The 13,915-nt window shown below is 61.5% G+C and carries 24 protein-coding genes; all 24 read right to left on the reverse strand.

Features of this window, described 5'->3' with window-relative positions:
* Positions 1 to 142: 142 nt before the first annotated feature.
* The 24 genes from B6S01_RS06960 to tuf all read right to left on the reverse strand — a co-directional run bounded on the left by B6S01_RS06960 (position 143) and on the right by tuf (position 13,803).
* The gene (locus B6S01_RS06960) at positions 143 to 799 is read right to left on the reverse strand and encodes an adenylate kinase (RefSeq protein WP_037464457.1); all 657 of its coding nucleotides are present in this window, start codon (positions 797 to 799) and stop codon (positions 143 to 145) included.
* A gap of 44 nt (positions 800 to 843) precedes the next feature.
* Positions 844 to 2,208: a preprotein translocase subunit SecY gene (gene secY / locus B6S01_RS06965; protein WP_037464455.1), complete on the reverse strand. Its 1,365-nt coding sequence runs from the start codon at positions 2,206 to 2,208 to the stop codon at positions 844 to 846.
* Positions 2,209 to 2,394: 186 nt separating this feature from the next.
* Positions 2,395 to 2,931, reverse strand: coding sequence for a 50S ribosomal protein L15 (rplO, locus tag B6S01_RS06970; RefSeq protein ID WP_037465124.1), 537 nt, complete (start codon positions 2,929 to 2,931; stop codon positions 2,395 to 2,397).
* 134 nt (positions 2,932 to 3,065) lie between these two features.
* Positions 3,066 to 3,245, reverse strand: coding sequence for a 50S ribosomal protein L30 (gene rpmD / locus B6S01_RS06975; protein ID WP_022682102.1), 180 nt, complete (start codon positions 3,243 to 3,245; stop codon positions 3,066 to 3,068).
* A gap of 6 nt (positions 3,246 to 3,251) precedes the next feature.
* Positions 3,252 to 3,974: a 30S ribosomal protein S5 gene (rpsE, locus tag B6S01_RS06980; RefSeq protein ID WP_037464450.1), complete on the reverse strand. Its 723-nt coding sequence runs from the start codon at positions 3,972 to 3,974 to the stop codon at positions 3,252 to 3,254.
* A gap of 2 nt (positions 3,975 to 3,976) precedes the next feature.
* Complete coding sequence (rplR, locus tag B6S01_RS06985; RefSeq protein ID WP_037464447.1) at positions 3,977 to 4,330, reverse strand: 50S ribosomal protein L18; 354 nt, start codon at positions 4,328 to 4,330, stop codon at positions 3,977 to 3,979.
* Position 4,331: 1 nt separating this feature from the next.
* Positions 4,332 to 4,865: a 50S ribosomal protein L6 gene (rplF, locus tag B6S01_RS06990; protein ID WP_037464444.1), complete on the reverse strand. Its 534-nt coding sequence runs from the start codon at positions 4,863 to 4,865 to the stop codon at positions 4,332 to 4,334.
* A complete protein-coding gene (gene rpsH, locus B6S01_RS06995; RefSeq protein ID WP_021239751.1) occupies positions 4,865 to 5,260 on the reverse strand; it encodes a 30S ribosomal protein S8 in 396 nt (131 codons plus the stop codon). The genes rplF and rpsH overlap by 1 nt, the downstream gene beginning before the upstream one ends.
* A gap of 12 nt (positions 5,261 to 5,272) precedes the next feature.
* Positions 5,273 to 5,578, reverse strand: a complete 306-nt coding sequence (gene rpsN, locus B6S01_RS07000) for a 30S ribosomal protein S14 (RefSeq protein WP_007707881.1) — start codon at positions 5,576 to 5,578, stop codon at positions 5,273 to 5,275.
* 51 nt (positions 5,579 to 5,629) lie between these two features.
* Complete coding sequence (gene rplE, locus B6S01_RS07005; protein ID WP_037464441.1) at positions 5,630 to 6,205, reverse strand: 50S ribosomal protein L5; 576 nt, start codon at positions 6,203 to 6,205, stop codon at positions 5,630 to 5,632.
* Positions 6,205 to 6,516 carry a 50S ribosomal protein L24 gene (gene rplX / locus B6S01_RS07010; protein WP_037464438.1) on the reverse strand — a complete coding sequence of 104 codons (312 nt, stop codon included), beginning with the start codon at positions 6,514 to 6,516 and terminating at the stop codon, positions 6,205 to 6,207. Before rplX ends, rplE begins: the two co-directional genes overlap by 1 nt.
* On the reverse strand, positions 6,516 to 6,884 hold the full coding sequence (gene rplN, locus B6S01_RS07015; RefSeq protein WP_007686569.1) for a 50S ribosomal protein L14: 369 nt from the start codon (positions 6,882 to 6,884) through the stop codon (positions 6,516 to 6,518). The genes rplX and rplN overlap by 1 nt, the downstream gene beginning before the upstream one ends.
* Positions 6,885 to 7,049: 165 nt before the next feature.
* Positions 7,050 to 7,313, reverse strand: coding sequence for a 30S ribosomal protein S17 (gene rpsQ / locus B6S01_RS07020; protein WP_006960320.1), 264 nt, complete (start codon positions 7,311 to 7,313; stop codon positions 7,050 to 7,052).
* Between the two features lie 12 nt (positions 7,314 to 7,325).
* Positions 7,326 to 7,529, reverse strand: a complete 204-nt coding sequence (rpmC, locus tag B6S01_RS07025) for a 50S ribosomal protein L29 (protein ID WP_021244952.1) — start codon at positions 7,527 to 7,529, stop codon at positions 7,326 to 7,328.
* Between the two features lie 3 nt (positions 7,530 to 7,532).
* Positions 7,533 to 7,964 carry a 50S ribosomal protein L16 gene (rplP, locus tag B6S01_RS07030; protein WP_037464435.1) on the reverse strand — a complete coding sequence of 144 codons (432 nt, stop codon included), beginning with the start codon at positions 7,962 to 7,964 and terminating at the stop codon, positions 7,533 to 7,535.
* A gap of 21 nt (positions 7,965 to 7,985) precedes the next feature.
* On the reverse strand, positions 7,986 to 8,681 hold the full coding sequence (gene rpsC / locus B6S01_RS07035) for a 30S ribosomal protein S3 (protein ID WP_037464433.1): 696 nt from the start codon (positions 8,679 to 8,681) through the stop codon (positions 7,986 to 7,988).
* Between the two features lie 4 nt (positions 8,682 to 8,685).
* Positions 8,686 to 9,072 (reverse strand): 50S ribosomal protein L22, encoded by a 387-nt coding sequence (gene rplV, locus B6S01_RS07040; protein ID WP_037464431.1) that lies wholly within the window; start codon positions 9,070 to 9,072, stop codon positions 8,686 to 8,688.
* A complete protein-coding gene (gene rpsS, locus B6S01_RS07045) occupies positions 9,072 to 9,350 on the reverse strand; it encodes a 30S ribosomal protein S19 (protein WP_007686576.1) in 279 nt (92 codons plus the stop codon). Before rpsS ends, rplV begins: the two co-directional genes overlap by 1 nt.
* 5 nt (positions 9,351 to 9,355) lie before the next feature.
* Entirely contained in the window at positions 9,356 to 10,192 is an 837-nt protein-coding gene (rplB, locus tag B6S01_RS07050) for a 50S ribosomal protein L2 (RefSeq protein ID WP_037464428.1), read from the reverse strand.
* A gap of 2 nt (positions 10,193 to 10,194) precedes the next feature.
* Positions 10,195 to 10,512, reverse strand: coding sequence for a 50S ribosomal protein L23 (locus B6S01_RS07055; protein ID WP_037464426.1), 318 nt, complete (start codon positions 10,510 to 10,512; stop codon positions 10,195 to 10,197).
* Positions 10,505 to 11,128 (reverse strand): 50S ribosomal protein L4, encoded by a 624-nt coding sequence (rplD, locus tag B6S01_RS07060; protein ID WP_037464423.1) that lies wholly within the window; start codon positions 11,126 to 11,128, stop codon positions 10,505 to 10,507. Before rplD ends, B6S01_RS07055 begins: the two co-directional genes overlap by 8 nt.
* 3 nt (positions 11,129 to 11,131) lie before the next feature.
* On the reverse strand, positions 11,132 to 11,887 hold the full coding sequence (gene rplC, locus B6S01_RS07065; protein ID WP_037464420.1) for a 50S ribosomal protein L3: 756 nt from the start codon (positions 11,885 to 11,887) through the stop codon (positions 11,132 to 11,134).
* A gap of 272 nt (positions 11,888 to 12,159) precedes the next feature.
* Complete coding sequence (rpsJ, locus tag B6S01_RS07070) at positions 12,160 to 12,468, reverse strand: 30S ribosomal protein S10 (protein ID WP_007686587.1); 309 nt, start codon at positions 12,466 to 12,468, stop codon at positions 12,160 to 12,162.
* A gap of 144 nt (positions 12,469 to 12,612) precedes the next feature.
* Complete coding sequence (gene tuf, locus B6S01_RS07075) at positions 12,613 to 13,803, reverse strand: elongation factor Tu (RefSeq protein WP_037464417.1); 1,191 nt, start codon at positions 13,801 to 13,803, stop codon at positions 12,613 to 12,615.
* Between the last annotated feature and the right edge of the window lie 112 nt (positions 13,804 to 13,915).

Genomic DNA, 13,915 nt, shown 5'->3' on the forward strand with positions numbered 1-13,915 from the left:
CGATCTCCATGCCATTCTTGATCGCCAAAGCCCACATCATTGACCGGCTTGGTGTCCAAGCAATCGATAGTGATCAAGCCAGAAGCGTAAGTCCTGCCCCCTCTCGCTATGCCCGGTCTTGATACAGGAGGCAGAAAAAAACTCAGTCTTGGCCTTGATCCAGGATTGCAGCGATCGCGACGCTCACATCGTCCATGTCGGCCATGCCATCAACACGCGACACGATGCCGCGCACTTCATAAATCGGCAGAATGGGCGACGTCTTGGCGCGATATTCCGCCATCCGGGTCCGCACGGTTTCCTCGTTATCGTCCGGACGACGCTTGAACTCATGCCCTTGGCATTTGTCGCACTGGCCTTCGACTTTGGGCTGCTTGAAAACGTCGTGATAGCCCTCGCCACAAGTCGCGCAGGTAAAGCGGCCAGTGATCCGCTCGACGAGCGCGTCCTCATCAACCTCCAGCTCCACGACATGGTCAAGTGTCCGGCCGCGATCCGCGAGAATGCTGTCGAGCGAGTGTGCCTGCGCCTCGGTGCGCGGATAACCGTCGAAGATTACCCCCGTTTCGGCGCCTAGGCCATCTAGCGCTTCACCGATGATGCCCGACACGATGTCGTCGGATACCAGTTGGCCCGCTTCCATGACCGCCTTGGCTTTGAGGCCGACGGGCGTCTGCGCCTTGACTGCGGCGCGCAGCATGTCGCCTGTCGACAGCTGCACCATGCCCCGGCTTTCCACCAGACGGCTCGCCTGCGTGCCCTTGCCCGCTCCCGGAGGGCCCAGCAGAATAATATTCATGCGCGCATACTCCCCTGTTCTTGCGCTTTGACGCGACACGCCGCTTAGCGGAGCCGTCCCTTGAGCTTGGCCTTCTTGATCAGATCGCCATATTGATGCGCCAGCAGATGGCTCTGGATCTGCGTCACGGTATCCACCGTGACATTGACGACGATCAGCAGGCTGGTTCCACCCAGATAGAAGGGAATACCCGCCCTTGCGATGGCGAATTCCGGCACCAGACAGATGATGGTGAGATAGGCTGCACCGATCACAGTGATACGGGTCAGCACATAGTCCAGATAATGTTCCGTATTCTTGCCCGGACGGATGCCGGGTATGAAGCCGCCATTGCGCTTCAGATTATCCGCCGTCTCTTCCGGATTGAACACGACTGCCGTGTAAAAGAAGCAGAAGAATACTATGCCGAGCCCGTAGAGCGCCATGTAGACCGGACTGCCGTGAGACAGATACTGGTTCAGCGTCAGCACGAAATCACCCAGCCTGCTCTCTCCCGCCACGGTCTGTCCCGCGAATTGCGAGATGGTGAGCGGCATGAGCAACAGCGAGCTGGCGAAGATCGGCGGGATGACGCCTGCCGTATTCACCTTCAGCGGCAGATGGCTGCGATCGGCCTGCATCAGGCCCTGCCGGGTCTGGCGCTTGGGATACTGAATCAGCACCCGCCGCTGCGCCCGCTCCATGAAGCAGATCAGCAGGATCAGGCCGACGGCCATTGCGATGATCAGCACGATGAGCAGGCCCGAGATCGAACCCTCACTTCCCGACTTGAACAGGTTGCCCAGCGTCACCGGCAACTGCGCCACGATGCCGGCCATGATGATGAGACTGACGCCATTGCCGATCCCGCGGGACGTGATCTGCTCGCCAAGCCACATAAGGAACATGGTGCCGCCGATCAGCGATACGACTGCGGCGATGCGGAAGAGAACGCCCGGATCGACAACAGCCTGCACACCGGACTGCGCGCCGAAACTCTCAAGGCCCACGGCGATGAAATAGCCCTGCACAGCCGTCAGGCCGACCGTCCCGTAGCGCGTATATTGATTGAGCTTCTTGCGCCCGCTTTCGCCTTCCTTCTTGATCGCAGCCAGCTGCGGCGAGAGAGAGGCGGCCAGCTGCACCACGATCGACGCCGTAATGTACGGCATTACGCCAAGCGCAATAAGGCTCATGCGCGACAGGGAACCGCCCGAAAAGGTGTTGAAGATGTCGAGGACACCGCCATTGGTCTGCTTGTACAGCTCCGCCAGCGCGGTCGGGTCAACACCCGGCAGCGGCACGAAGCTTAAAAAGCGGAAAACGATCAGCGCGCCGAGCGTAAACCACAGGCGCTTCTTGAGATCGGTAGCCTGGCTGAACTTCGCCAGGCTGAGATTGGATGCGAGCTGGTCGGCTCTCGATGCCATCTTGGCTGCCCTTCAAAACATCTTGCCGGAGTCTCGCCCCGGCCTGAATCGCTAACCCCTTAGCGGGGCCACGGAGCCCTGTCGAACCGCGATTTGCGGTTCATGCGACAAAGCGTCCCCGAAACAGATGACCCCGCTGGCCCATATCGGGCAGCGGGGTCATGCTTGCAAGCCTTGGAAGCAGGCTCAGCCCTTCCGGGCCGCCTTCTTAGCGGCCAGGGCGGTGCCCTTCTTGGCCTTGGCCTTTTCTGCTGCAGGAACAACCTCGATCACATCGACCTTGCCGCCAGCCTTCTCGACAGCATCAATCGCGCCCTTCGACGCGCCGGCCACCAGCAAGCTGACCTTGGCAGTCAGTTCGCCCTTGCCCAGCAGACGCACGCCATCCTTGCCGCCACGGGCCAGAGCAGCAGCCTTGAGCGCTGCATGGTCGATCGTGGCGTTGGCATCCAGCTTGCCGGCGTCAATAGCCTTCTGCAGCGCGCCCAGGTTCACGATCGCGTAATCCTTAGCGAAGATGTTGTTGAAGCCGCGCTTCGGGATGCGCATGTGGAGCGGCATCTGGCCACCCTCGAAACCGTTGATGGCGACGCCCGAACGCGCCTTGGCGCCCTTCTGGCCGCGGCCTGCGGTCTTGCCCTTGCCCGAGCCGATACCACGGCCGACGCGCATGCGGCCCTTGCGGGCGCCAGCGTTATCACTGAGTTCGTTAAGCTTCGTCATTTCGTGCACTCGCTTTCGCTATGTTCGCGCAGTCCCGAGCGGGACAACCATGAGGACGCGCCACTAGCGCGCTTTCCAAAAAAACGAAAGAGGGGTCTCCCCCTCTCCCGCTTCATTCTATCGGATCGGAAGGCTTAGCCCTCAACCACCTGAACCATGTGGGGCAGCTTCTTGATCGCACCACGGACTTCCGCAGTATCTTCCAGCTCAACCACCCGGTGCATCTTGCCCAGGCCCAGACCGATCAGAATCTTCTTCTGGTCGGCGGGGCGACGGATCGGCGAACCGATCTGCTTGATCTTGATCTTCGCCATGTCGTCTTACTCCACAATCGCTTCGGCGTCAGCCTGCGCGACTTCGGCCGAAGCACCACCGCGACGCAGCAGGTCAGCAACCTTCTTGCCACGACGCTGCGCCACCGACTTCGGGCTGGTCTGCTCGCCCAGAGCGGCGAAGGTCGCCCGGATCATGTTATAGGGGTTCGACGTGCCGTTCGATTTGGTCACGACGTCAGCGACGCCGAGGCTCTCGAACACGGCGCGCATCGGACCGCCGGCAATGATGCCCGTACCGGCCGGAGCCGAACGAACCGTCACCTTGCCTGCGCCGAAATGGCCAAGACCATCATGATGCAGGGTGCGGCCTTCCTTCAGCGGAACGCGAACCATCGCCTTCTTGGCCGAAGCGGTCGCCTTGCTGATCGCTTCAGGCACTTCGCGCGCCTTGCCATGGCCAAAGCCTGCACGGCCCTTGCCGTCGCCGACCACGACCAGAGCCGCGAAACCGAAGCGCTTGCCGCCCTTGACGGTCTTCGAGACGCGATTGATGTGAACCAGCTTCTCGATCAGTTCCTCGCCCTGATCCTCGTCACGGTTGCCACCGCGACGGTCATCACGACGGCCACGGCCACCGCGCTCACCGCGGTTGCGATCGCCGCCACGGCCGCGACCACGGCCGGGACCGCGCGCTTCGGTCTGCTGCTCGCCACCTTCGACCGCAGCGGGTGCGCCCGGCTGGGCTTGGATTTCGTTTTCGTCAGCCATGTTCAGAACTCCAGCCCGGCTTCACGGGCCGCATCGGCCAGCGCCTTGACGCGGCCATGGAAGAGGAAGCCACCACGATCGAACACGACCTTGGTGACGCCGGCAGCGGTCGCCGCAGCGGCGACCCGCTTGCCGACTTCGGCGGCGGCTTGCGCGGTGGCACCGGCCTTGCCGCGCACATCCTTGTCCAGGGTCGAGGCCGCAGCCAGGGTCTTGCCCTGCGCGTCATCAATTACCTGGGCATAGATGTGACGGCCCGAACGGTGGACGCTAAGGCGGGGCTTATGGCCCGAAACAGCCTTGAGCGCGGTGCGAACGCGACGGCGACGCCGCGCGAAGAGGGAAAGCTTTGCCATCTTACTTCTTCTTCCCTTCCTTGCGGAAGATGAATTCGCCAGCGTACTTGATACCCTTGCCCTTATAGGGTTCGGGCTTGCGCCAGCGACGGATCTCGGCCGCTACCTGACCGACCTGCTGCTTGTCGATGCCGCTGATCTCAACCGTGGTATTGTCCGGGGTCTTGATCTCGATTCCTTCCGGAATCTCGAAATCGACGTCATGGCTGTAGCCCAGCTGCAACTTAAGGTTCTTGCCTTGCGAGTTGGCGCGGTAGCCGACACCGGTGATGAGCAACTTCTTGGAAAAGCCCTCAGTCACGCCGGTGATCAGGTTCTGAACCAGAGTCCGCTGCATGCCCCAGAAGGCGCGCGCCTGCTTGGTCTTGTTTGCGGGCTGCACCGAAATGCCGTCATTCTCCAGCGTGTAGCTGATCTCTTCGCGCAGCGGCATGGCGAGGGTGCCCTTGGGACCCTTCACCGAGAGCTGCCCGCCCTCGATGGTCGCCGTCACCCCTGCGGGGATCGCAACCGGCTTCTTACCGATACGGCTCATCAGAACACCTCCGCCAGCACTTCGCCGCCGACATTCTGCTCACGCGCTTCGGCGTCGGACAGAACGCCGCGAGGCGTCGATACGATGGTGATGCCCAAGCCATTGCGGACTACCGGCAGTTCCTTGGAACCCGAATAGACGCGGCGGCCGGGCTTAGACACGCGGGCGACATGCTTGATCGCCGGCTGGCCCTCGAAATATTTCAGCTCGATGCGCAGGCCAGGGTGCTTGCCGAGGGCTTCCTCGGAATAGCCACGGATATAGCCTTCGCGCTGCAGCACGTCGAGCACGCGGGCGCGCAGCTTGGACGCGGGGGACACAACGCTGTCCTTCTTCGCCTGCTGCCCGTTGCGGATGCGGGTGAGCATATCACCCAGGGGATCGGTCAATGCCATCTCAAATGATCCTTACCAGCTCGACTTGGTGACGCCGGGGATCAGGCCCTTGTTGGCCAGATCACGCAGCTGCACGCGGCAGAGGCGGAATTTGCGGTAATATGCGCGGGGACGTCCCGTCAGTTCACAGCGGTTCCGAACGCGAGTCGGGTTACCATTGCGGGGGATCTCCGCCATCTTCAAACGCGCGATCAGACGATCGCTGTCATCGGCCGCGGTATCATTCGCGATCGCCTTGAGCTTTGCATAACGGCCGGCATATTTCTTCACCAGCTTCTTGCGGCGCTCGTTCTTGTTGATCGAACTCAGTTTCGCCATGACTTAAGTTCTCTTCCTTTGTCTATGCATTGGGAGAGAAGCGGGACCTGTTCAGGCCGCCTGCTTCTGCTCTTCAAGCGGGAAGGGGAAGCCGAAAAGACGCAGCAGTTCGCGCGCTTCCTCGTCCGTCTTCGCCGTGGTGGTCACGATGATGTCCATGCCGCGCACCTTGTCGATGCGGTCATAGTTGATCTCTGGGAAGATGATCTGCTCCTTGATACCGAAGGCATAGTTGCCACGGCCATCGAAGCTCTTCGGGTTGAGACCACGGAAGTCGCGCACGCGGGGCAGAGCGACGTTGATCAGACGATCCAGGAACTCATACATGCGTTCACGGCGGAGCGTGACCTTGGCGCCGATCGGCATGCCTTCGCGCAGCTTGAACTGCGCGATCGACTTGCGAGCCTTGGTGATGACCGGCTTCTGGCCGGCGATCAGTTCCATTTCCTCGGCTGCCGAAGTGACCTTCTTCTTGTCCTGGGTCGCTTCACCGACGCCCATGTTGAGCGTGATCTTCTCGATCTTCGGCACTTCCATGACGTTCTTGTAACCGAATTTCTCGGTCATCGCCTTGACGATCTCAGCGTCATACTGCGCCTTCGAGCGCGGAGTGTACTTGTCGCTCATTACAGCACCTCACCGGACTTGACGGCGACGCGGACCTTCTTGCCGTCGCGATCCTCGAAACGGACGCGGGTCGGCTTGCCATCCTTGTCGGCGACAGCGACGTTCGAAATGTGGAGCGGCGCGGGCTTGCGCTCGATGCCACCCTGCGGGTTCGCCTGGTCAGGCTTGCGATGACGCGCATGCACGTTGATGCCTTCGACAAGGACCTTGTCCTTGGCCGGCAGCACCTGCAGGACGGCGCCAGTACGGCCCTTGTCCTTCCCGGCCAGGATGACGACCTTGTCGCCCTTCTTGATTCTAGCAGCGCTCATTACAGCACCTCGGGAGCGAGCGAGATGATCTTCATGTGCTTCTTGGCGCGCAGTTCGCGAACGACCGGGCCAAAGATACGGGTGCCGATCGGCTCCTCGTTCTTGTTGATGAGCACAGCGGCATTGCCATCGAAGCGAATCACGCTGCCATCAGCGCGACGCACGTCCTTGGCGGTGCGCACGATGACGGCGCGATGCACGTCACCCTTCTTCACCTTGCCACGAGGCGCAGCTTCCTTGATCGAGACGACGATGATGTCGCCCACGCTCGCGAAGCGACGCTTCGAGCCGCCCAGCACCTTGATGCACTGGACGCGCTTGGCGCCGCTGTTGTCAGCGACGTCAAGATTGGATTGCATCTGGATCATGGATCCGGTTCCTTCTTATTTGGCCTACCGGGACTGTCCCGGCGGTTCCGAATTCGTGATTTCGACCGGAAGATTCGAAACACGAAGCGCGGGCCTGTAACCTCTTCCTTGCGAAAAGGCCAGCCCCGCGTCCGAAATTTCGACCCTTAAGGCCTGCGACTGTCCTCAGGCCGCCGTTTCGGGCGACTTGTGGGTGTCCACGCGCTCTATGACCTTCCAGGTCTTGAGCTTGGAAATCGGAGCGGTCTCTTCGATGCGGACCGTTTCGCCTTCCTTGTAGACATTGCCCTCGTCATGGGCGTGGTACTTCTTCGAACGGCGGATGATCTTGCCGTAGAGCGCATGCTTAACCTTGCGCTCCACGCGAACCACCACCGTCTTGTCGGTCTTGTCGGAAACCACCGTTCCCGTCAGCACGCGCTTGGGCATCGTGTGTTTCCTTTACTTCGCGGCCGAGCGCGAACGCTCGGTCTGGAGGGTCTTGATCTGCGCGATCGACCGGCGGACTTCCTTTACGCGGCTGGGCTTTTCCAGCTGGTTGGTAGCCGCCTGGAAGCGCAGATTGAACTGCTCACGCTTCAGGTTGTTGAGTTCGGTCGACAGTTCGTCGTCCGTCTTGGTCTTGAGGTCGGCAACATTCGCCACGGCTTAACCCTCCAGGTGCGAGGTGTCGCCGAGGCGGGCAACGACCTTGGTCTTGACGGGCAGCTTCATCGCGGCGCGCGAGAATGCCTCTGCTGCGAGCGGGCCGGGAACGCCATCCAGTTCGAACAGGATACGGCCGGGCTTGACCCGCGCCGCCCAATATTCCACCGAACCCTTGCCCTTGCCCTGGCGGACTTCGGCAGGCTTCTTCGACACCGGCACATCGGGGAACACCCGGATCCACAGCCGTCCCTGACGACGAATGTGGCGTGTGATCGCACGGCGAGCCGCTTCGATCTGGCGCGCGGTGATCCGCTCGGGCTCCAGGGCCTTCAGACCATAGGAGCCGAAGTTCAGAGCCGAACCGCCTTTGGCGTCGCCCTTGATCCGGCCCTTGAAGGTCTTGCGGAACTTCATTTTCTTCGGTTGCAGCATGACGCTATTACCTTCTTATCTTCAGCGCGCCGGGCGCACGCCGGAGGTCTGAGCCTCCAGCATCAGCCGGTCGGTCGCGAACGGATCATGGCCGAGAATCTCACCCTTGAAGATCCAGACCTTGATGCCGCAGACGCCATAAGCGGTGTGTGCCGTGGCTTCAGCATAATCGACGTTCGCACGCAGCGTGTGCAGCGGAACGCGGCCTTCACGGTACCATTCGACGCGCGCGATCTCCGCGCCGCCCAGACGGCCGCCGCAGGTGATCTTGATGCCCTCGGCGCCCAGACGCAGGGCCGACTGCACCGCACGCTTCATCGCGCGGCGGAAGGCCACGCGGCGTTCCAGCTGATCCGCGATGCCCTGCGCAACGAGCTTGGAATCGATTTCCGGCTTGCGAATTTCGACGATGTTCAAGCTGACGTCCGAAGAAGTCAGGCTGCCCAGCTTCTTGCGCAGCTTTTCAATATCCGCGCCCTTCTTGCCGATGATAACACCGGGACGGGCAGCATAGATCGACACCCGGCACAGCTTGGCCGGACGCTCGATCACCACTTTGGAGATCGCGGCTTGCGGGAGGTTCTTCATGATGAACTGGCGGATCTTCAGATCCTCCAGCAGCAGGCGGCCATAGTCGGCGCCTTCCGCGAACCAGCGGCTGTCCCAGGTGCGGTTGATCTGCAGGCGCAGACCGATCGGATTGCTCTTGTGACCCATGTGCTTACGCCTCCGCTTCTTCGCCAGCTTCACGCACGACGATGCGCACGCGGCTGAAGGGCTTGAGGATCCGGGTCGACTTGCCACGGCCGCGAGCGTGGAAGCGCTTCAGGGTGAAGCTCTTGCCCACCGATGCTTCCGCGACGACCAGCGAATCGACGTCGAGATTGTGGTTGTTCTCCGCATTGGCGATGGCCGAAGCCAGTACCTTGCGTACGTCGACAGCCATCGCTTTCTTCGAGAAAGCGAGGATGTTCAGCGCCTCTTCGACCTTGCGGCCGCGGATCAGCGTAGCCACCAGGTTCAGCTTCTGGGCCGAACCACGGATTTGCGTGCCGACAGCCAGCGCCTCATTGTCGGCGACGCGACGGGGAGCCTTTTCCTTGCTCATTAGCGCTTGCCCTTCTTGTCGGCAGCGTGACCGGGAAAGTAGCGGGTCGGGGCGAATTCGCCCAGCTTGTGACCCACCATGTCCTCGTTCACCGATACCGGCACGTGCTTGCGACCATTATAGACGTTGAACGTCAGGCCGACGAACTGCGGCAGGATCGTGGAACGGCGCGACCAGGTCTTGATCGGACCCGAACGGCCACCGGCGTCCTGCGCCACTTCGGCCTTCTTCAGAAGGCTGAGGTCCACGAACGGACCTTTCCAGACGGAACGAGCCATCTCGCTTACCTCTTCTTCTTAGCGTGGCGGCTACGGATGATGAACTTGTCCGTCGCCTTGTTGTGGCGGGTGCGCGCACCCTTTGTCGGCTTACCCCAAGGCGTGACCGGATGACGGCCGCCTGAAGTCCGGCCTTCACCACCGCCATGCGGGTGATCGACCGGGTTCTTCGCCACACCGCGCGTCAGGGGGCGGATGCCCTTCCAACGGTTGCGGCCTGCCTTGGCGAGGTTGGTATTGCCATTGTCCGGATTGCTGACGGCACCGATAGTTCCCATGCAGTCCGAACGGATATAGCGCTGCTCGCCCGACGACAGGCGAACCATCACCATGCCGCGATCGCGACCGACCAGCTGGGCGTAAGTACCCGCTGAACGGCAGAGCTGACCACCCTTGCCGGGCTTCATCTCGATGTTGTGGATGATCGTGCCGACCGGCATCTGGCCCAGTTCCATCGCGTTGCCCGGCTTCACGTCGGTCTTCTTGCCCGCGATGACCTTGTCACCGGGCGCCAGACGCTGCGGCGCCAGGATATAGGCCTGGGTGCCGTCGGGATAGTTGACCAGCGCGATAAAGGCAGTGCGGTTGGGGTCATATTCCAGACGCTCGACCGTGCCTTCCACGTCCCAAAGGCGACGCTTGAAGTCGATGATGCGATACCGCTGCTTGTGACCACCGGCGATACCGCGCGACGTCACATGGCCCTTGTTGTTACGCCCACCAGTCTTGCGCTTACCCTCGGTCAGCGCCTTGACCGGCTTGCCCTTGTGCAGGCCGCTGCGATCGACGAGGATCAAGCCACGGCGGGCGGGGCTCGTCGGGTTATAATGCTTCAGCGCCATCGTCAGCGCACTCCTTCGGTGATGTCGATCGACTGGCCTTCAGCCAGGCGAACGATCGCCTTCTTCACATCCGAACGCGTGTAGGGCTTGCCCTTCCACTTCTTCGTCTTGCCCTTGGCGACCAGAGTGTTCACGCTCTTGACCGTCACGCCCCAGAGCGCTTCGACGGCGGCCTTGATCTCAGGCTTGGTCGCGTCGTTGGCGACCTTGAAGATAACGGCGTTATTTTCGGAGAGAAGCGTCGACTTCTCGGTGATGACCGGCGCGACGACAACGTCATAATGACGATTGTCAACGGTCGCGGCTTCTTTCTTAGCCATTGAAACGGGCCTCCAGCTTTTCGACCGCGGCGCGGGTAAGCACCAGCGAATCGGCCTTCAGGATGTCGTAAACGTTGGCGCCAACGGCCGGCAGCAGGTTCACGCCGATGATGTTGGCCGAAGCCTTCGCGAAGCTGACGTTGACCGCATCGCCATCGATAAACAGCGCCTTGGTCAGGTTCAGCTTGGCGAGGTGCGCGACGAGCGCCTTGGTCTTGCCTTCCGCGACATCCAGATTGTCGAGGACGATCAGCGAACCGTCCTTCGCCTTTGACGACAGAGCCATTTTCAGGCCGAGCGCACGAACCTTCTTGTTGAGGTCGTGACCAAAGTCGCGAGCGCGGGCGCCATGAGCCTTACCACCGCCGATGAACACGGGAGCCTTGCGGTCGCCATGACGAGCGGTGCCGCCACCCTTCTGGCGGCCGAACTTCTTGCCGGTGCGAGCCACGTCTGAACGCTCACGGGTAGCGCGTGCAGGCGCACGACGCTTTTCGAGCTGCCAGGTGACGACGCGGTGCAGGATATCGGTGCGGGGCTCAACGCCGAACACGGCATCGTTGAGCTCCAGGTCACCAGCAGGCTGCGCGTCGAGGGTCTGTACATTGACCTTCATGATTTAGCCCTCCTGGCCTTCGGTCGCTTCGGGAGCAGCAGCTTCTTCAGCAGGCGTCTCGGCCGGAGCGGGGTTGCTGTTGGCGGCAGCCTTCAGGCTCGCCGGATAGGGAGCATCCGCTGGACGCTTCACCTTGACGGCGTCGCTGACGGTCAGCCAGGTGCCCTTGGCGCCCGGAACGCTGCCCTTCACGAACAGCAGGCCGCGCTCGACGTCGGTGCGCACGATCTCCAGATTCTGCTGGGTCCGCTCGCGGTCGCCCATGTGACCGGCCATCTTCTTGTTCTTGAAGACGCGACCCGGATCCTGGCGGTTACCTGTCGAACCATGGGCACGGTGGCTGATGGAGACGCCGTGGGTGGCGCGCATACCGCCGAAGCCCCAGCGCTTCATGGCGCCGGCAAAACCCTTGCCCTGGGTGTGACCGGCAACATCGACCAGCTGGCCGGCGATGAAGTGATCGGCCGCGATTTCGGCGCCGACATCGAGGAGCGCGTCCTCGGCGACACGGAATTCCACCAGGCGCGCCTTGGGCTCCACTTCCGCCTTGGCGAAGTGACCGCGCTGCGGCTTGGCGACATTCTTGACTTTCGCGACGCCCGCGCCGAGCTGAACCGCGACATAACCGTCACGATCAACTTCCTTGCGGGCCACGACCTGATTGCCCTCAAGGGCCAGAACCGTAACCGGTACATGCCGTCCGTCCTCCTGGAACAGACGGGTCATCCCGACTTTCTTAGCGATCACGCCTGTGCGCATCACTGATTACTCCCATAGAGGCCCGCCTTAGCAGCGGGCGTATCCAACGAAAAAACCGCTCAGGATCTCTCCTTCGCGGCCAACCCCAATATAGATCACCCCGTCCGGGTTGGATGCCGCTCCCTACTCGGGAACAGCGACGGAGGACCAGGACCACGAGCTTTTCCGGTTCACCGGAATGGCCGTGCGGTATCCCTTGTGTCGTTTGAGCTTCCGGATTTCCGGAATGCCCGATACCCTGCCCTCCTTTCGGAAAGCAGGGACTTGCCAGCTTAGGCCAGCTTGATTTCGACGTTCACGCCGGCAGCCAGGTCCAGCTTCATCAGCGCGTCGACCGTTTGCGGCGTCGGCTGCACAATGTCAAGCATACGCTTGTAGGTGCGGACCTCGAACTGCTCACGCGACTTCTTGTCGATGTGCGGCCCACGGTTGACCGTGAACTTTTCGATGCGCGTCGGAAGAGGAATCGGACCGCGAATAAGGGCGCCGGTGCGGCGGGCGGTGTCGGCGATGTCGCCGGTCGCCTGATCAAGCACGCGATGATCGAACGCCTTGAGGCGAATGCGGATGTTGCTGTCCATTGTTCCTGTACCGATGCGAAAGAGCCAATAACAAACCGCCCCTGCAATGCCCTTCTAGCTCATTCGAGCCGGAGAAAGGCGATCCGGGGCGGCTAAAATTCTCAGCGGCGCGAATCAGACGATTCGCGCCGCTGGCGTCCTATATTACTTCGAGATCGTGCCGACAACCCCGGCGCCGACGGTGCGGCCGCCTTCACGGATGGCGAAGCGGAGACCCGCGTCCATCGCGATCGGGGCAATCAGCTTCACGCCGAGCTTCACATTGTCGCCGGGCATGACCATCTCGGTGCCCTCGGGCAGGATGACTTCGCCAGTGACGTCCGTGGTGCGGAAGTAGAACTGCGGACGATAGTTCGCGAAGAACGGCGTGTGACGGCCGCCTTCTTCCTTCGACAGCACATACACTTCAGCATCGAACTCAGTGTGCGGCGTAACCGAACCGGGCTTCGCCAGAACCTGGCCACGCTCGACGTCTTCACGGCCAACGCCACGAACCAGCGCACCGATGTTGTCGCCTGCACGACCTTCGTCGAGCAGCTTGCGGAACATTTCAACGCCAGTAACGGTCGTCTTGCGGGTGTCCTTGATGCCGACGATTTCGACTTCTTCACCAACCTTGACGATGCCGGTTTCGACGCGGCCGGTCACAACCGTACCACGGCCCGAGATCGAGAACACGTCTTCGATCGGCATCAGGAAGGGCTTGTCGACCGGACGCTCCGGCTGCGGGATCCAGCTGTCGACAGCAGCCATCAGCTTCAGAACGGCGTCGTGGCCGATTTCAGGAGTCTTGTCCTGCAGAGCAGCGACAGCCGAACCAGGGATGATCGGAATATTGTCGCCGTCGAAATCGTAGGAGCTCAGAAGCTCGCGGATTTCCAGCTCGACCAGCTCGAGGATTTCAGCGTCGTCGACAAGGTCAACCTTGTTCATGAACACGACAAGCTGGGGAACGCCGACCTGCTTGGCGAGCAGGATGTGCTCACGGGTCTGCGGCATCGGGCCGTCGGTGGCCGAAACGACCAGGATCGCGCCGTCCATCTGGGCCGCGCCGGTGATCATGTTCTTGACGTAGTCAGCGTGACCCGGGCAATCGACGTGCGCATAGTGACGCGCTTCAGTCTCATACTCGACGTGCGCGGTCGAGATGGTGATGCCACGCTCGCGCTCTTCGGGAGCCTTGTCGATATTGTCATAGCTGGTGAAGGTCGCACCGCCGGTTTCGGCGAGAACCTTGGTGATCGCCGCGGTCAGCGAGGTCTTGCCATGGTCGACGTGACCGATGGTGCCGATGTTGCAGTGCGGCTTGTTCCGCTCAAACTTAGCCTTAGCCATTTTTATCCTACCTTCTAATCAAATCAGCTTGGTCAGACCGCTCGGCCGCGCCTCGCGAAGGCGCGTCCATAGCAGCAAATTCACAGATTACCAGCCCCTAACCGAGCCGTTT

Source organism: Sphingobium herbicidovorans (genome assembly GCF_002080435.1).
GTDB lineage: Bacteria > Pseudomonadota > Alphaproteobacteria > Sphingomonadales > Sphingomonadaceae > Sphingobium > Sphingobium herbicidovorans.